Source organism: Paraplanobispora takensis (assembly GCF_016863195.1).
GTDB lineage: Bacteria > Actinomycetota > Actinomycetes > Streptosporangiales > Streptosporangiaceae > Planobispora > Planobispora takensis.
In genome coordinates this window covers 20,932-36,794 of sequence record NZ_BOOK01000068.1, presented here as the reverse complement: position 1 = coordinate 36,794, position 15,863 = coordinate 20,932, and the positions used below count along the sequence as shown (strand labels likewise).

16 protein-coding genes are annotated in these 15,863 nt (G+C 73.6%); 3 read left to right on the top strand and 13 right to left on the bottom strand.

Features of this window, described 5'->3' with window-relative positions; translation table 11 throughout:
• Positions 1–35: 35 nt before the first annotated feature.
• The 3 genes from Pta02_RS36855 to Pta02_RS36845 all read right to left on the bottom strand — a co-directional run bounded on the left by Pta02_RS36855 (position 36) and on the right by Pta02_RS36845 (position 2,490).
• Entirely contained in the window at positions 36–668 is a 633-nt protein-coding gene (locus tag Pta02_RS36855) for a maleylpyruvate isomerase family mycothiol-dependent enzyme (RefSeq protein ID WP_203879653.1), read from the bottom strand.
• Between the two features lie 149 nt (positions 669–817).
• The gene (locus Pta02_RS36850) at positions 818–2,155 is read right to left on the bottom strand and encodes an RNA polymerase sigma factor (protein ID WP_307837519.1); all 1,338 of its coding nucleotides are present in this window, start codon (positions 2,153–2,155) and stop codon (positions 818–820) included.
• A 5-nt stretch (positions 2,156–2,160) separates the two neighbouring features.
• Positions 2,161–2,490 carry a YciI family protein gene (locus Pta02_RS36845; RefSeq protein ID WP_239131523.1) on the bottom strand — a complete coding sequence of 110 codons (330 nt, stop codon included), beginning with the start codon at positions 2,488–2,490 and terminating at the stop codon, positions 2,161–2,163.
• Positions 2,491–2,791: 301 nt separating this feature from the next.
• Between Pta02_RS36845 and Pta02_RS36840 the strand changes: the two genes are divergently transcribed.
• Positions 2,792–4,108: a pectate lyase gene (locus tag Pta02_RS36840; protein WP_203879651.1), complete on the top strand. Its 1,317-nt coding sequence runs from the start codon at positions 2,792–2,794 to the stop codon at positions 4,106–4,108.
• A 234-nt stretch (positions 4,109–4,342) separates the two neighbouring features.
• Complete coding sequence (locus Pta02_RS36835) at positions 4,343–4,765, top strand: hypothetical protein (RefSeq protein ID WP_203879650.1); 423 nt, start codon at positions 4,343–4,345, stop codon at positions 4,763–4,765.
• A 98-nt stretch (positions 4,766–4,863) separates the two neighbouring features.
• Here Pta02_RS36835 and Pta02_RS36830 read toward each other — a convergent pair whose 3' ends face one another.
• From Pta02_RS36830 to pip, 9 genes are all read right to left on the bottom strand, one after another.
• Positions 4,864–5,550 carry an STAS domain-containing protein gene (locus Pta02_RS36830; RefSeq protein WP_203879649.1) on the bottom strand — a complete coding sequence of 229 codons (687 nt, stop codon included), beginning with the start codon at positions 5,548–5,550 and terminating at the stop codon, positions 4,864–4,866.
• Between the two features lie 110 nt (positions 5,551–5,660).
• The gene (locus tag Pta02_RS36825) at positions 5,661–6,377 is read right to left on the bottom strand and encodes an alpha/beta fold hydrolase (protein WP_203879648.1); all 717 of its coding nucleotides are present in this window, start codon (positions 6,375–6,377) and stop codon (positions 5,661–5,663) included.
• A gap of 59 nt (positions 6,378–6,436) precedes the next feature.
• Positions 6,437–7,693 carry a cytochrome P450 gene (locus Pta02_RS36820; protein ID WP_203879647.1) on the bottom strand — a complete coding sequence of 419 codons (1,257 nt, stop codon included), beginning with the start codon at positions 7,691–7,693 and terminating at the stop codon, positions 6,437–6,439.
• 192 nt (positions 7,694–7,885) lie between these two features.
• A complete protein-coding gene (locus Pta02_RS36815; RefSeq protein WP_203879646.1) occupies positions 7,886–8,077 on the bottom strand; it encodes a hypothetical protein in 192 nt (63 codons plus the stop codon).
• A 111-nt stretch (positions 8,078–8,188) separates the two neighbouring features.
• On the bottom strand, positions 8,189–9,520 hold the full coding sequence (locus tag Pta02_RS36810; RefSeq protein ID WP_203879645.1) for an FAD-binding oxidoreductase: 1,332 nt from the start codon (positions 9,518–9,520) through the stop codon (positions 8,189–8,191).
• A 116-nt stretch (positions 9,521–9,636) separates the two neighbouring features.
• A complete protein-coding gene (locus tag Pta02_RS36805; protein WP_203879644.1) occupies positions 9,637–11,385 on the bottom strand; it encodes a diguanylate cyclase in 1,749 nt (582 codons plus the stop codon).
• Positions 11,386–11,575: 190 nt separating this feature from the next.
• Positions 11,576–11,986 (bottom strand): RNHCP domain-containing protein, encoded by a 411-nt coding sequence (locus Pta02_RS36800; RefSeq protein ID WP_203879643.1) that lies wholly within the window; start codon positions 11,984–11,986, stop codon positions 11,576–11,578.
• A 30-nt stretch (positions 11,987–12,016) separates the two neighbouring features.
• Positions 12,017–12,382 carry an RNHCP domain-containing protein gene (locus Pta02_RS36795; protein WP_203879642.1) on the bottom strand — a complete coding sequence of 122 codons (366 nt, stop codon included), beginning with the start codon at positions 12,380–12,382 and terminating at the stop codon, positions 12,017–12,019.
• A gap of 456 nt (positions 12,383–12,838) precedes the next feature.
• A complete protein-coding gene (pip, locus tag Pta02_RS36790; protein WP_203879641.1) occupies positions 12,839–13,810 on the bottom strand; it encodes a prolyl aminopeptidase in 972 nt (323 codons plus the stop codon).
• Between the two features lie 233 nt (positions 13,811–14,043).
• Here pip and Pta02_RS36785 point away from each other — a divergent pair, with 233 nt between their 5' ends.
• On the top strand, positions 14,044–14,631 hold the full coding sequence (locus Pta02_RS36785) for an LGFP repeat-containing protein (RefSeq protein WP_203879640.1): 588 nt from the start codon (positions 14,044–14,046) through the stop codon (positions 14,629–14,631).
• On the opposite strand, the gene Pta02_RS36780 is transcribed toward Pta02_RS36785, so the two are convergent.
• Positions 14,579–15,703: a methyltransferase domain-containing protein gene (locus Pta02_RS36780; protein WP_203879639.1), complete on the bottom strand. Its 1,125-nt coding sequence runs from the start codon at positions 15,701–15,703 to the stop codon at positions 14,579–14,581. The genes Pta02_RS36785 and Pta02_RS36780 overlap by 53 nt on opposite strands.
• Between the last annotated feature and the right edge of the window lie 160 nt (positions 15,704–15,863).

Genomic DNA, 15,863 nt, shown 5'->3' with positions numbered 1-15,863 from the left:
CGCACCCGGGCGGGGCGCTGGGAGCGGCGGGGCCACTACAGCGTGGCCGCGACTCTGGCGACGCCCGGCCCGGACAGCGCGGCGAGCCCCGCGGCCCGTCCGGTGGCCAGCAGGAGCAGGTCGCCCACCGGCCCCCGGATGAGGTCCGGGCCCTGTCCGGCCGACCACTCCGCGTCGGTGGCGACCAGCCTCGTACCGCGGAACCGCTTGCGGGCGCCGTAGAAGACACTGGTGCGGACATGTTCGAGCGCCGCGATCGCCGGCTCGGCGGGCATCTCGCGCACGTACCCGAGCGGCCGGGCGATGTCCTGCCCGTGCACCAGGATGTCGACCAGCGGGTCGAGCGGGCCGGCGCCGGGCGCGCGGCGGGCCGATCCCGCCATCTCGCGGATCTGCGCGACGAGCTCGGCCCGCCCGAACCGCGCCGCCCGCTCCGTGGCCTCGGCGGCGACCATCCGGTTGAAGTCGCCGCGGGCCCGGATCGCCCCCCGGATCGTGCCGAGGAGCGTGGTGCGCGTGGCCGTCGTCACGTGGGCGGCCACGTCGTGCACCGTCCAGCCGGGGCACAGGGAGTCCGCCCGCCATTCGTGGTCGTCGAGTCCTTCGAGGAAGCCGGCGAGACCGAGTCGCTCGGCCTTCACCCAGGCAAGGATGGTGTCATTTCCCACGGTCGTCTCCTCAGGGTGCATGTCTTCGTGCGGAATCAGATGGATGCTGCGAAGCCGTACAGGACGGATCCGTACAGATGACTACGGGTGCCGCGTGCGCCGGGCGCCGTACGGGCGAGAGGTCACCGGCGCCCTGCGGGAGGACCCCCTCACGCTCCGTCCGGGCCGGGGGTCCCGATCGATTCGAGCCTGCGCAGCAGGTGGACGCGCTCGGGCTCGGTGCCCGCCAGATCCAGCGCCTCCCGGTAGGCCGCCGCGGCCTCGGGGAGCCGGCCGAGCCGGTGCAGCAGGTCCGCCCGGGCGGTCGGATAGGGGGCGTAGCCGCGCAGCCGCGGCTCGTCGGCCAGTTCCTCCAGCAGCGCCAGGCCCGCCTGCGGGCCGTCCCGCATCGCCACCGCCACGGCCCGGTTCAGCGCGATGACCGGGGACGGCGCGAGAGCGAGCAGGACGTCGTAGAGCGCCACGATCTGCGGCCAGTCGGTGGTCGTGACGTCGGCGGCCTCGTCGTGCAGGGCGGCGATCGCGGCCTGCACGCCGTACAGGCCGGGCGGGCCGCCGGTCAGCGCGGCCACCACCAGGGCGCTGCCCTCCTCGATCATCGTACGGTCCCAGCGTCCGCGGTCCTGGTCCTCCAGCAGCACGATCGCGCCGTCCGGGCCCGTGCGGGCCTCGCGCCGGGCGTGGATGAGCAGCATCAGCGCGAGCAGTCCCGCGATCTCCCGCTCGGCGGGCAGCAGCCGGCGCAGGATCCGCCCCAGCCTGATGGCCTCCTCGGACAGGTCGAGCCGTTGCAGCTGCGGGCCCGAGCTGGCCGCGTAGCCCTCGGTGAAGATCGAGTACAGGACCTGCAGCACTCCCGGCAGCCGCTCGGGCAGCTCGTCGGCGCCCGGCACGCGGAACGGGATGCGCGCCTGGCGGATCTTCTTCTTGGCCCGCACGATCCGCTGGGCCATCGTCGCGGGCGGGACCAGGAAGGCCCGCGCGACCTCGGGTGTCGTCAGCCCCGCCAGGCAGCGCAGGGTCAGCGCCACGCGGTCCTCGGCCGGCAGGGCCGGGTGGGCGCAGGTGAAGAACAGCTGCAGCCGCTCGTCGGGCAGGTCGCCGTCGGCGTCCGCGGGCGGGACGGGGCCGGCGCGGTCCGCCTCCACCTGCAGGATGGCCAGCCGGGCGGCGTAGGCCTGGTCCCGCCGCAGCCGGTCGACGGCCTTGCGCCGCGCCGTCGTCAGCAGCCAGGCGCCGGGCTTGGCCGGGACGCCGTCGACCGGCCAGTGCACCAGCGCCGCCTCGATCGCCTCCGAGGCGACCTCCTCGGCCAGGTCGAGGTCGCCGAAGCGGCGTACGAGGGAGGCCAGCAGCCGGCCGCGCTCCTCGCGGAACATCGACTCCACCGACGCCTCGGCGAGGCTCCCGGCGTCGGCGGCCCACTCGTCCGCCAAGGCCGGCTCGTCCGTCGCGGCCGGCTCGTCCATCCCGGCCCGCTCGTCCACCGCCGTCAGATTCCGAAGTCGGCGATCGGCCGCACCACGACGGTTCCGCCGTCCCGGGCGCCGGGGCAGCGCGCGGCCCAGTCGAGCGCGGTCTCGAGATCCGGCACGTCGATGACGTCGTAGCCGCCCAAGATCTCACGGGACTCGGCGAACGGCCCGTCGGTGACGGTCCGCTCACCGTCGGGACCGACCCGGACGGCCGTGGCGGTGGTCAGGTCCGCCAGCGGGTACCCGGAGACCCAGATCCCCGCCTCCTTCATCGCCTTGCCGTAAGCCATCCAGTCCTCGACGCTGCACCCCTCGGCCGCCTCGGCGGTGGTGTTGATCAGCAGCATGTACTTCACGGCCCGTCCTTCCACGTCCTGTCATTCCCCCGCCCGTTCCCTCTCACGGCGGGGTTGCCGTACATGATGACGACGAACGGGAGCCGGCCGTATCGACAGGCTCCGGAAACTTTTTCGAGCGGCCGGGCCGCCCTCGCACCCCTCACATCAAAACGAACAAATCATCATAAATCACTCTTTATAGGAGAAGCGGGAACTTCGCAGAGACGTCGGCAAGCGCTTGCCCTAGAGTGTGGCCGACGTTTTCGGACAAACCGGAAATTCGAAACAAGCCTTACTAAAGGGTGTAATGATGACTTTATCCAGGTTCATCCACCGAACGCGGCTCGCCGCGTCCGGCGCGGCGATCCTCACCGGCGCCCTCATCGGCGCACTGACCGCGGGCACCGCGACGGCGTCGGCCGCCGCGGCCCCGGCCGCCGGATCCTACGTCCTGGTCAACGCCGCCAGCGGCCTGTGCCTGGACGTGTCGGGCAAGAGCACCGCCGACGGCGCGGCCCTGGTGCAGAACACCTGCAACGGCGCGACCAGCCAGACCTGGAGGCTGTCGGACGTCTCCGGCGGCCGGCGCCTGACCGCCGCCCACAGCGGCAAGTGCGCCGGAATCTCGGGCGACAGCACCTCGGCGGGCAAGGCCGCCCTCCAGCAGACCTGCACCACCGGCGCCTTCCACACCTGGCGGCCGGAGACGGTCTCCGGCTCCGCCTACCGCCTGGTCAACCTCGGCAGCGCCAAGTGCCTCAACACCAAGGCCTCCTCGGCCGGCGCCGCCGTCCAGCAGAACTCCTGCGACAGCGCCTCCAGCAAGCGCTGGACGCTCAAGGCCGCGACCGGCGGGTCCGCCCCGGCCCCCACCCCGACACCCACCGTGAAGCCCACGGTGACCCCGACGCCCGCCCCCACCTCGACCGGCTCGCCGCCGCCCGGCTGGCCCACGGCCAAGGGGCGGCAGCCGGTGACCGCCACCATCGCCGTCTCCGGCACCTATGACGGCGGGCTCAAGCGCTTCTACGGCTCCGGCGCGCTGGGCGGCGACGGCCAGGACGAGGGCCAGGACCCGATCTTCAAGCTGGCCGACGGCGCCGTCCTGCAGAACGTGATCATCGGTGCGCCCGCCGCCGACGGCGTCCACTGCACCGGCACCTGCACGCTCAAGAACGTCTGGTGGGAGGACGTCGGCGAGGACGCCGCCACCTTCAAGGGCACCTCCGCCTCCCAGACGATGACCGTCGACGGCGGCGGCGCCCGCAAGGCCTCGGACAAGACCTTCCAGCACAACGGCCCGGGCACCTTCGTCATCAAGGACTTCCAGATCCAGGACTTCGGCAAGCTGTACCGCTCCTGCGGCAACTGCTCCAAGCAGTACGCGCGCCACGTCGTGGTCTCCAACGTGCTCGTGACCGCCCCGGGCAAGTCCCTGGTGGGCATCAACGCCAACTACGGCGACACCGCGAAGCTGTCGGCGATCACCATCGTCGGCGACTCCGGCAAGAAGATCGCCATCTGTGACAGGTACAAGGGCGTCACCAGCGGCGAGCCCGCCAGGACCGGCACCGGCGCCGACGGCGTGAGCTGCGTCTACTCCGCCTCCGCCATCACCTACAAGTAGCCCGGTCCGCGCGGCGGACCGGCGGCCCTTCTGATCGGCGGGGGCGTCCGTGCCGGAATGTTAACGCTCACTTCTGGAAGCCGGACCGCCGCCGCCCACCGGCCCGCCGTGCGGCCCGCGCCCCCGCGGCCGTCCCACCGGTCGCGGGGGCGACAACCGACACGCCTCAATATGCGTCATAAAGAGCAAAGCCCCCATTCACCTAACCCGTACCCGGGGCGGAAGGCGGTTGTGATGATCCGGCGGCTGCTGTCGATCCTGAGGCCCGTCCCGGCGGCCCCCGCACCGTCATGCCCCACGCCGCCCAAGCTCGTCTGGGCGGCCCCGACGGCGCACCAGGACGTCGCCATCTCCCGGCAGGAGGAGCTCGCCCTGCTGCGCGTCGAGGCCCTGTACGACATGACGATCGACAGGGAGGCCTACCGCCGGCGCAAGGCCCTCGACCAGGAGGTCGTACGGCAGCTGCGCCGGTTGCGGCCCCAGGACCCCGAAGCGATGGCCACCGACCTGGAGCACACGCTCCAGCAGGCCAAGCGCCGCTACAGCCGCCGCGACTACGAGGCCCTGCTGACCCAGGCCGGGCCGCTGCTCGAACGCCTCAGCCTCAGGAGCCGGGCCCACCTGCGGGTCGTGGACAACCGGACGAGTACGACCTGAAGCCTGGAGCCGGTACGGCGGCGCGCACCGATCTCGGCTCGTGCCGCGATCTCAGGGACGGAGCACCCGAGAGAAGGACCGCCTGCCGGACGGGCCGTCTATCCGCCGGTACGGCCGCCGCGCAGGGCGGCCAGTGAAGTGCGGCACCGCTCCCGGGTCCGGTCCAGGACGCTCTGCGCCTCCTCGATCTGCTGGAGCCGTTTCTCCAGCAGCCGCATGCGGTACGCGGCCTGTCCGCGCAGGTGACGGGAGTAGGTCAGAACCTCCTTCAGAGAGATGCGGCCGGAGGCGGCCGCCGGGGACGACGGCGGAACCTGCGCAACCGGCCGCGGCCTGCGCGCGAGGTGCGCGGAGGACCGGACGGACGCCAGGCCGCGCAGGCTCGGCGCGTGCCGGCGGTCGATCACTGCATGCGGCGGCACGTCATCGGGGTCGAGTCCCGCCGCGGCCAGCGCCTCGACCAGGCTCGCGTACACGTGCAGCGGAGGCACCGACCACCCGTTCGTCAAGGCGATCAGGCGGTGCAGCGCGGAGTCCGCCTCGGCGACGACCAGCCGGCCTCCCTTGCCGTACAGGCTCCTGTTCACCGCGTTGAGCTGCCGCACTCCGGTCACGTCGCAGAACCGCAGCCTCCCGGCCGCGGCCACCACGTGGGTGACATCGGCGACGATCAGCGGCTGCAGCATGGCCTCCAGCACGGGCGCGGTGGCGGCGTCCAGCTCCCCCTCCATGGTGATCATCATGACGGTGTCCGTCAGAGGGGTGAGGTGGAGCGAAAGATGCATGATCCCGACCTCTTCGCGTGCTCGCCGAACCGGGGCGGCGAAGCAGTGGATCAGCGATGTCCGACTGCTCCCGGTCCACACCGACCAGTACTCCCCCGGGCCGGGCCGGGCTAACGTCCGCCGGGCCTCACGCCCGTCCCCCGGGCGGCCCGGGCGATGAGTGCGGCGGTCAGGCCGCCGCGCCGGTAGGGGAAGGTGTGCGCGCCCGGCACGGTCAGCGACCGTCCCTGCGGCGCCAGGGCCGCCAGCCGGTCGGTCCACCACTGCGGGGCGAGCGTATCGTGCCGGCCGCGCGCCGCTATGACGGGACAGCCGATCCCGGTGACCAGCCGCTCGGGCTCCTCACGCTGCGCGGAACGCACGTAGCGCGCCAGCCGCGGCACGCCGTCGTACAGGTAGTACGGCACCGCCACCCTCAGCAGGGCGGGCGACTCGCGGGACAGGTCACGCAGGACCGGTGCGAGCAGCGCCGCCGGCCGCCGCAGATGCGGCGGGAACACCGGCCCCAGGAGCGCGAGCCCCCGCACCCGGTCGGGACGCGCCGCGGCCACCCGCAGGGCGAGCTGGGCTCCGGTGGAGTGCCCGGCCAGCACGACCGGCCCGTCCGGCAGCGCGTCCAGCCACGCCGAGACCGTACCGGCCAGCGCGGGGACCTCGACCGGGCACGCCCCCGGCCCGTCGCCGCCGGGGACGTCCAGCAGGAACGATCTGGCCCAGGCGCCGCAGCCCGCCAGGGTGTCCTGGAGATACCCCAGCACGCCGAGTCCCGGCAGGATCACGACGAGCGGTCCCCCGGAGCGCTCCTCGCCGGCCTCCAGGCTCCGCACCCGCCGCCCCGCCGCCTCGTCCCATCTCTCCCGGCCGAACGCGGGACGCGGTCGCGGGGTCAGCGGCGCAGGGGGGTGACGACGGACAGGTCGGCCACGGCCGGTGTGACGGAGGAGATCACGAAGCCGTCGGCCGGGCGCGCGGGGACGCGCCGCAGGGAGATGTCCATGTCCTGGGCCGGGACGTCGTAGTCCAGCTGCGCCAGCCGTACCACCAGGGCCCGCAGCAGCGCGACGGTGACGGCCTCGCCGGGGCACCGGTGGCCGCCTGCGGTGTCGCCGCCGCCCTGGGGGATCAGGTCGTAGGGGCCGATCTCGCGACCGGCGAACCGCTGCGGGTCGAAGGTGTAGGGGTCCGGCCACAGCTGCGGATCGTGGTTCTGGCCGTAGATGTCGAGCAGCACCAGGGAACCGGCGGGGATGTGCTCGCCCTGCCAGGTCAGGTCCTTGACCGCCCTGCCGCCGACGAACGGCGCGAACGGGTAGAAGCGGCGGACCTCGTGCGCGAACGCCTCGGCGAAGGAGACGTCTCCCCCGCGCAGCGTGGCGCGGTGCTGCGGCCACCGGTGCAGGGCGTGGGCGGAGAACGCCATGAACCAGGCCACGGCCGTGGTCGGGCGGATGACGTTGAGCAGCTCCACCGCGGCCACACGGGGATCGAGCAGCTCACCGCCGGCGTCCCGGTGATGGGCGACCGCGGCGAGCGCCGAGCCCTCCGGGGCGGTGACGGCGCCCTCGCGCACCTGCCGGACCAGCCGGCCCAGCCACTCCTCGCGGCGCCCGCGGGCACCGCGCGCCCGCCAGTGCCGGGGGCCGACGGTGGCGAACCCGTCGACCATGGCCACCAGGTCGGCGGCCAGGGCGGGAACCTCGGCGTCGTCCAGGGGAATGCCGGCCCACCGGGACACACCCCGGGCCAGGATCTCTGCGGCCCCGTCGAAGAGCGTCACACTCCGCCCATCGGCCCAGGAGGCGACCGCCTCGTCCCAGGCCCGGGTGGTGTGCCCGACGAGGTCGTCGACGCCCTCGCCGTTCAGCACCGACACGAACATGGCCTTGCGCACGCGGTGGTCGGCGCCGTCCAGGGTGTGCACGGCGCCCTGCCCGAACAGGGTGTTCTTGACCAGGCCCGGCAGGGCGGTGCGGCGTTCGACGTGGTTCTCGTCGTAGAAGAAGCGCACGGCGTCCGGCCCGCACAGGCCCGCGGCGCGCCGGCCCATCACCCGGGTGTGCGCGACCGGGCCCTCGGCCTCCCGGCGGCGCTCCGGCAGCCAGGCATAACCTTCCAGCAGCAGAAAAAGTGTGTGGTCCAGCATGCGCTGTTGCCTGCCCGCCGGCCACCCGGTGAAACTGCGGCCCGCGCCGCCGGGTCCGCACGATGTCCCCCCGCGAAGTCCCCCGCGAAGACTCTGTGAAGGCTCCGTGCGGAGGCTCTATGCGGAGGGCCGGTACGGCGTCCGCCTCGTGCGGAGGCCGTACCGGTTGCCCGAGGGCGCCGGTACGGCCCGTCACTCGAAGTCGTCGGGATTCAGGTCCTCCGGCCGGCTGCGGGAACCGCCCGCCGTGTCGGCGTCGTCGGGATCCGCGGCGTCGGCGGGCGGGGTGGCCGCCGGAGTGCCCGCGGGGCGCCCGGAGGTCTCCTCCTCGGTGTCCCCCTGCTCGACCGAGGAACGCCCTTCCTGTCCAGGATTGCCACTCATGTCCCCTCCTACGGGTTCGTCGGCGAGATCGCAGGCCTCCTACCCGGGAACGGGGCGTTCACGTGGCGCGGGCACCGGCGTCGTCCGGGCTTTCCGCAGGATTTACCCCGCTCACCCGGCGGCGGGCACCGCCAGGCGGGCCGGAGGAATGACGTGGCCGAGGGCGAAGACGTTCTCGGGGTCGTAGGCGGCCTTGATCCGGCTCAGGCGCCGGTGGTCCTCGCGGGTGTAGGCGGTGGCGGTCCTGGTGGTGTCGTGCAGGAAGTTGAGGAACGAGCCGCCGGTGGCGTGCGGGCGCAGGGCCGCGGCCAGGCCGGGAACGCCGGCGTCGACCACCACCGACAGCGGGGTACGGCGGTTGCCGACCGGACCGGCGTCGGGACCGGCCTCGGCCATCGCGCCGCCCCAGTGCCTGACCTCCACGGTCGCCGGCCCGCCGACCCCCACCAGGGCGTCGATGACCGGGTCGGGCAGGTCGTCGAACAGCTCGACGTGGGCGGGGCCGGTGCCCCCCATCTCCGCGCGGGCGTAGCCCACCGAACGCAGGTCCTCGGCCAGCGGGCCGCCCGCGGCCAGCCACAGCGGGCGCAGCAGCCGGCGCGCGTCACCGGGCAGCCCGGTGGACATGACCTTGATCGCCACCACGCGCCTGCCGCGCACCGGCGCCGGGACGTCGGGGGCGTCGGGGGCCGTGGTCAGCAGGACGGCCGTGCTCAGCTCGTCCGGCACGTCGTGGATCCACCGGCGATAGCGGGTCAGCAGGTCGGCCGCCCCCTCGATCGGGAAGTACGCCGTACCGGCGTAGACCTGCTCGACCGGGTGCAGCGCGAACTCCAGAGCGGTCACCACGCCGAAGGAGCCGCCTCCGCCGCGCAACGCCCACCACAGGTCGGCGTGCTCGCCGTAGGCGTCGGCGGTGACCATCCGCCCGTCGGCGGTGACCACCTGGGCGCGCAGGACGCTGTCGGCGGCGAAGCCGTACCTGCGGGCCAGCCAGCCCACCCCGCCGCCGAGGGTGTATCCGGTCACGCCGACCGAGGAGTGCGAGCCGGACAGCGGCGCCAGGCCGAACGGGGCGGCCGCGGCCAGCACCTGGCTCCAGCAGGCGCCGGGGCCCACCCGCGCCAGCCGCCGGTCCGGGTCGACCATCACATCGGACATCCGCGAGGTCCGCAGCAGCAGGCCGCCGTCGGCCGGGTCGTGCGTGCCGTGCCCGGTGGCCTGCACCGCCAGCGGCATCCCGTGCTCGCGGGCGACGGTGACGGCGGCGCGCACGTCCCCGGCGTCCGCGGCCTGGACGACCAGGGCGGGACGGGGGTCGATCGGTGCGTACAGCGGCCGGCGCTGCTCGTCGTAGCCCGGCTCACCCGGCAGGTGGACGGGGCCGGTGAAGACGCCGCGCAGGCGGAGCGCGGCGGAGGAGATGGGCGTGTGGGTGGTCATGTCGGCTTCCTCCTTCCGCCGGGCGGATCCCCCGGCTGATTCCACAATATAGTCACAGAACTTGATAGTCAAGATTCGTGACTATATTTCGGCGCGGGCCGCCTTCCGTGGAAGGCTCACGCGGCGCTCTGCGGCGTCCCCGGCTCCGGCGCCCCGGCCACCCGGATCTGGTTGCGGCCGCCGTGCTTGGCCGCGTACAGCGCCTGGTCGGCGGCGTGCAGCAGGTCGTCGGCGCTGATCCCCGGCGTCGCGGTGGCCACCCCGGCGCTGAAGGTGACGGTCAGCGGGTGCCCGCCGGCCTCCACCGGCCGGCCGGCGAGCCGTTCGCGCAGCGCGTCCATACGGGCCCGGGCCTGTTCGGCGTTCGCGCCGGCGAACACCACCACGAACTCCTCCCCGCCGTAGCGGGCCACGAGGTCACTGCGGCGCACCTGCCGCCCGAGCAGCTCGGCGAAGGCGACCAGGACCTCGTCACCGGCGCGGTGGCCGTAGCGGTCGTTGACCTGCTTGAAGTGATCGATGTCCAGCAGGGCCAGGCTCAGCGGCCGGTCGTCGTCGGCCTCGGTCATCGCCGAGGTCAGATGCCGCATCAGGTGACGGCGGTTGTGCAGGCCGGTCAGCGCGTCCCGGGCCGCCTGCTCGGCCAGGTCGGCGCGGAGCAGCTCGATGGTGCGCAGCTGCACGCGCAGCCGGGCGTTTCCGCTTTCCAGCTCCTCCTGCTTGTCGCGCAACCGGGTGTTGGTCCGCTCCAGCTCGTCCTGCTTGTCGTGCAACCGGGCGTTGGCCTCCTTCAGCTCGCCGCGCTGCGCGCGCAGCCGGGCGTTGGCCCGCTCCAGCTCGCGCCGTTGCCGGTTCAGGGCGGTGACGTCCCTGGTGATCACGGCCCAGCCCGCGTGACCTCCCCGGCGGTCGTACAGGACGCTGGAGTGCACCTCCAGATCGACCTCGCAGCCCGCGGCGTCGGTGAAGGTCACCTCGCTCTGGCCGCCTTCGGGAGACGGCAGCGTACCGAGCAGGTCCACCATCGACAGCCCGGCCAGCCGCTCGGGAAGGCCCGGCCGCAGCCGGCGCAGCATGCGCTCGGCGGCGGCGTTCAGGTCCAGGATGCGGCCGGCGGCGTCGACGGTGACCACCGTGTCGCCGATCATGTCGAAGACCCGGTCGCGCGCCACCGGCACCAGTTCGGGCAGGGATCGGCGCACCAGCGCCCAGTAGATGATGACCGTGGTGAGCGAGAAGCCGACCGAGGTCAGCCCGGTGACGGGCACCAGTCCGGTCAGGCTGGCGGCGTTGGCCGCGATCGGCGCCAGGGCACCGGCCAGGACGCTGGCGTACAGCTTGCGCTGGGCGGCGGGGCCGATGATCGACGCCCGCACCAGCTGCGCCATGGCGGCGGCCATCAGCAGGTAGCTGTAGGCGGTGTGGACCCAGAACAGCGGGCCGACCGCGGGCGTGACCACGCCCAGCGGATCGGCCGTGTCCGTGGCCCGGAAGAAGCCGTGATGCCACGGGCCGGTGAGGATCGCGATCTGGACCAGGACCGGCTCGACGGCCAGCAGCGCCACGGTACGGCTCCTGGGGTGCCACCGGCGGTCGGCCACGGCCAGCGCCAGGCACAGCAGCCCCGCCGGGACCAGGCTCACGGCCAGGAACTTCGCCGCCTGCAGCATGCGGGCCGTACCGGCGTCGACCGTCATGACGACGATCCCGTCCATCGCCGACCATCCGGCGATGGAGGCCGCCACGAACGCCAGCGCGCCGACCGCCGACGCCGACCCGCGGCGCCGCCACCCGACGGCGGCCACCCAGGCGGCCACCACCGCGGAGATCACGAACAGCAACGCCAGCAACGGCCGCCCCGCCATCCCGAGTCCTCCGTCGTGTGTCCGGTGATTCCCCACCCCATCGGCGAGTCACGTTCGGATATGAGGCATTCAGCGGCATTCATCCGACGGCACAACGGAAAAGGCGTCCGAGGCCACGGAACGCCTCGGTCTCCTCGGCGTTCCGGCTCCGGGATTCGGGCCGGAGCCGGAACGCCGGAATCCGGCCTCCCTAGAGGGCGGCCCGCTGGAGGAGAGGCAGGCGGGGGCCGGACAGCGGGCGCAGGGCCACCCGCAACAGGGCCAGGGCGTTGTCGTCCCCGGCGATGCGGTTGGCGCTGAGCTCGCCGCAGGCCAGGCAGTGGTGGATGATCACCCACTCCCCGTCCCCCCGTACCTCCACACCCAGCGCCGTCATCCGGCCCCGGCAGGTCGAGCGCCGGTCGCCGGGCACCCGGCGGTCGACGTGCAGGCTGGTCAGGCAGGTCGGGCAGTGGTTGCGGTGGGCGGTGCCCGGGGCGGCCAGCGGCACCTCCAGGCGGCAGCCGACGCAGCGGAAGGCGTCGCCCTGCCCGCCGCCGGGCCCGGGCCGTACCTCCTTGCGCCGTTGCGGTCTGTGCTGATGCGGCTTACGTCGCGGCATGGCGGTGCCCCACCTCCTCCTCGTCCGTGCTCACAGGTCACCGAACCCTTCCAGCGGGAACGGCGGCTGCGCGAGCGGCCGTACGGCCAGCCGCATGAGCAGGAGCTGGTTGTCGTCGCCGCTGAGCGGGCTGGAGGTCAGCTCGCCGCAGCGCACGCAGCGGTGGATGAGCATCCAGTCGCCGTTGCGCGGCACCGCGATGGAGATCGGGGTCATCCGCGAACGGCACTCGGACGGCCCGCCCTCGACATGGTCGAGGATGTGCCGGGAGTGCAGGCAGCTCGGGCAGTGGTTGCGCCGCCTGCCGTCCGGGGCCAGCGCGGTCACGGTGAGGCCGCAGCGCACGCAGGCGAAGGTCTCGGTCCGCAGTACAGAGCGGGAACCGGTGTCGGTCATCTCGGGTGGCTCCTTGCCGGATTCGTCGTTCAGGGCAGCAAGGGAGCGCCGAGCGCGTCTCGTGAGACGGTGGTCACGGCCTGTCCCGCCCGCGCGGCGCGCGGGCGGGACAGGCCGTCACGGCGGAGGTCAGGCCGGTACGGAGCGACGCGTACGAAGTGACGCGTGCATGTGATGCGTCAGCGGCGGGATCCGACCGCGGTGCCACGAGGCACGCCGGGCGCTGGCCAGGACCGGGGCATTGACCGCTACTTTCCAGGGCACGGGGCCCAGGGTCGTCCCGGAACGTGGAGGCCCGGGATCCGCCGACAGGACGTCACGGAGGCTAACAGCGCCCCGCCTCCGACCGCGAACGATTTTCCGGCGGCACCCGGGCCCAGGTGTGATCGTGAACGGCTCGCCGCAGGTGCCCGTCTCGGATCGGGCTCATGAGCTGTCACCCGCGCCCGTCTCGGCTCAGGGCCGGTTCGCGAAGCCGTCCAGCGCGGCCAGAACCTCGTTGCCCATGGTCGGGCTGCCGGTGTGCCCGGAGTCCTCCACCACCACCAGGCGCGCGTCGGGCCAGGCACGGGCCAGCTGCCAGGCGTTCTCCAGCGGCCCGCCCAGGTCGAAGCGGCCGTGGATGAGCACCCCCGGGATGCCCGCCAGCCGGTGCGCCTCGCGCAGCAGGACGCCTTCCTCCAGCCAGGCGGCGTTGGAGAAATAGTGGCTGCAGATGCGGACCATGGCCTGCAGCGCGGCCGGCGGGCGGTCGCTGTAGGCGTCCGGCTTGCCGTTGACCTCAAGGGAGATCACCGCGTCCTCCCAGGCCGTCCAGTCCCGGGCGGCCCTGGCGCGCACCTCGGGGTCGGGGTCGGAGACCAGCCGGGCGTAGGCGGCCAGCAGGCCGAAGATGTCGTCGTCGCCTTCGAAGCCGGGCGCTCCCGCGCGGAAGCGTTCCCACTGCTCGGGGAAGAACCGCCCGACCCCCTGGTAGAGCCATTCGATCTCGGAACGCCGGGTCATGGTGACGCCGCAGACGACCATCTCCGAGACCCGCTCGGGGTGGGCCTCGGCATAGGCGAGCATCAGCGTGGAACCCCACGATCCGCCGTACAGCAGCCAGCGCTCGACGCCGAGGTGCTCGCGCAGCCGTTCCATGTCGGCGACCAGGTGATGGGTGGTGTTGGCGCTCAGGTCGGTGGCCGGGTCGGCGGCGTGGGGCAGGCTCCGGCCGCAGTTGCGCTGGTCGAACAGGATGACGCGGTAGCGCTCGGGATCGAAACCGCGGCGCTGGTTCACGCCGCAGCCCGAGCCGGGACCACCGTGGACGACGAGCGCCGGCTTGCCGTCGGGGTTGCCGCAGACCTCCCAGTAGATGAGGTTGCCGTCACCGGTGTCGAGGTGGCCGTGGTCGTAGGGCTCGATCGGAGGATACGGAGAGGACATCGTCCCAAAATACAACAGCGCTGTCATAAATGAGCCGTCCGGCCGTCCGGCCGTCGGGGCGGGTGCGGGCGGCCGGCGCGGGGAGCGGACCCGGCAAGGCGGGACGGGGGAACACGGGCTGCGGACTAGGGAAAACCCCTGGGCGGAACCGGGACAGCCAGGATCCGCCCGGCCCCCCGTGGGAGACATCGTTGAGCTCGGCACACCGCCCGACGAACGGAAGGAAGAACACCATGGGACACATCCACCGCGCCGTGCTCGGCCTGACCGCCACCGCGACCGTGGCGACCGGCCTCGCGCTCACCTCCCCCGCCGAGGCCGCCTCCACGCCCCCGGCCTCCCCCGCCGTATCCCAGACGGCCCCGTGCGGCGGCGGGATCGCCGTCAGCGGCCGCATCGGTACCCGCTGGAACCGGCTGGGCGGGCAGGACAGCGCCCTCGGCTGCCCCGTCACCCCCTCACGCGACGTCTACCTCAACGGAGTGTGGGCGGGGCGCAGGCAGTGGTTCGATCGAGGCTCGATCACCTGGTCGCCCCGCCAGGGGACCGACATGACGGTGTCGGCCTGGAGCTCCGGCGGATACTCCTACTTCGACTGGGGCTCCACCGCGCCCTACTCCTACGACCGCTTCCTGGTCCGCTGGTACAGCGCGGCGGACCCGGGCGGGGAGCAGCGCGAGTTCGGCGGCGGCACCGGCGGGCGCATCCGGGTGCGACAGTCCACCACCGGCGCCTACCGGTTCATCGTCGAAGGCTGCGACAACGGGGTCACCGGCTCCTCCTGCCGGCAGGGCTGGACGCTGTCGGCCTCCACCCGGTGATCCCGGGCGGCCCGCCGGACGACGCCAGCCGGACGAGGAACGAGACGGCCCCCGAGACCCGGATGCGCTGCAGGTGCGCCGGTACCAGCCCCTGGGCGATCCCGGCCGTCAGGCCGCCGGCGTCGGGGAGCAGGACCACGGCCTGCCCGCCGGGCGCCAGGACCCGGCGCAGCTCCGCCCACCAGCGCGAGGGCGCGGCGGCCAGCAGCCCGCCCGCCGTGACCTGTCCTCCCCACGGCGGGTTGCACAGCACCCGGTCGACGGCGCCGTCCGGTACCGGCAGCCGGCCGGCGTCGGCCCGGCCGACGGTCACGTGCGTGCCCGCGGCGTTCTCCCCCGCCGCGCGCAGCGCCTCCCACGCCAGGTCGAAGCCGTACAGGCGGGCCTGCGGCTGCCGCCCGGCCGCCTCGATCAGCAGCGTCCCCGCGCCGCAGCAGGGATCGAGGACCCGGTGGCCGGGGCGGATGCCGGCCATGCGCGCCATGGCCGCCGCCAGCGGAGGATGCAGGGTCCCCGGGATCGAGCACCGCTTGTAGCCGCGGCGGTGCAGGGGCCGTCCGGCGACCCGCAGCATCAGGGTGGCGTGCACGCCGTCGAGGGTCACCCGCCACCCGCTGTGGCCGGCCGGGGGTGCCGTACCCGACCGCCGCGAGTGGTAGCCGGTCCCCAGCCGCCGGGCCAGGGCACGGCCGACGGCGTCCTCCGCGTCGTGGCGGTTGAAGTTGCGCCCGCCCACGAACGACGCCGACACCTCCACACCGGTGAAGGCGCCCGGACCCCCGTGCTCGCCGCGCAGCCGCAGCAGCCGGCCGGGGTCGGCCAGGTCGGCCAGCCGGGCGAGCCCGGCCGCGTCCCGCTTGGCCGTACCGACGTCCTCACAGCGCGCGGCCAGCAGGAACACGTCGTCCGCGGTACGCAGCCCGGTGACCCGCGGTTGCGGTCCGCGGGTGCGGAAGCAGACCTCCCGGGGCCCCATGCGGGTGATCGTGCCGAGCCCGAGCTCGAGGATCTCCTCGGCGAGTATCGGCTCCAGCCCGTGAACGCACCGCGCCACCAGACTCGCCGCCGTCATGGGACGGCGGGGAGGCCGGGACGCGGAGCGGTGAGAAAAGTCGCGCGAACGCGCATGGTGATCGTTCTTCTCCCGCGTCGGCCCGGAGCGGCGCTTCGCCGCCCCGTCTCGTCGGCGACGGGGTCTTCCTCGTCTCGCCGACGGGGGCTAACGGAGGTGG

Coding starts and splice junctions, on each gene's coding strand:
- Pta02_RS36810 (WP_203879645.1), bottom strand. CDS start 9,520: ATGACCACCCACACGCCCATCTCCTCCGCCGCGCTCCGCCTGCGCGGC.
- Pta02_RS36805 (WP_203879644.1), bottom strand. CDS start 11,385: ATGGCGGGGCGGCCGTTGCTGGCGTTGCTGTTCGTGATCTCCGCGGTG.
- Pta02_RS36840 (WP_203879651.1), top strand. CDS start 2,792: ATGACTTTATCCAGGTTCATCCACCGAACGCGGCTCGCCGCGTCCGGC.
- pip (WP_203879641.1), bottom strand. CDS start 13,810: ATGTCCTCTCCGTATCCTCCGATCGAGCCCTACGACCACGGCCACCTC.
- Pta02_RS36785 (WP_203879640.1), top strand. CDS start 14,044: ATGGGACACATCCACCGCGCCGTGCTCGGCCTGACCGCCACCGCGACC.
- Pta02_RS36830 (WP_203879649.1), bottom strand. CDS start 5,550: ATGCATCTTTCGCTCCACCTCACCCCTCTGACGGACACCGTCATGATG.
- Pta02_RS36800 (WP_203879643.1), bottom strand. CDS start 11,986: ATGCCGCGACGTAAGCCGCATCAGCACAGACCGCAACGGCGCAAGGAG.
- Pta02_RS36795 (WP_203879642.1), bottom strand. CDS start 12,382: ATGACCGACACCGGTTCCCGCTCTGTACTGCGGACCGAGACCTTCGCC.
- Pta02_RS36780 (WP_203879639.1), bottom strand. CDS start 15,703: ATGACGGCGGCGAGTCTGGTGGCGCGGTGCGTTCACGGGCTGGAGCCG.
- Pta02_RS36845 (WP_239131523.1), bottom strand. CDS start 2,490: ATGCTGCTGATCAACACCACCGCCGAGGCGGCCGAGGGGTGCAGCGTC.
- Pta02_RS36820 (WP_203879647.1), bottom strand. CDS start 7,693: ATGCTGGACCACACACTTTTTCTGCTGCTGGAAGGTTATGCCTGGCTG.
- Pta02_RS36835 (WP_203879650.1), top strand. CDS start 4,343: ATGATCCGGCGGCTGCTGTCGATCCTGAGGCCCGTCCCGGCGGCCCCC.
- Pta02_RS36815 (WP_203879646.1), bottom strand. CDS start 8,077: ATGAGTGGCAATCCTGGACAGGAAGGGCGTTCCTCGGTCGAGCAGGGG.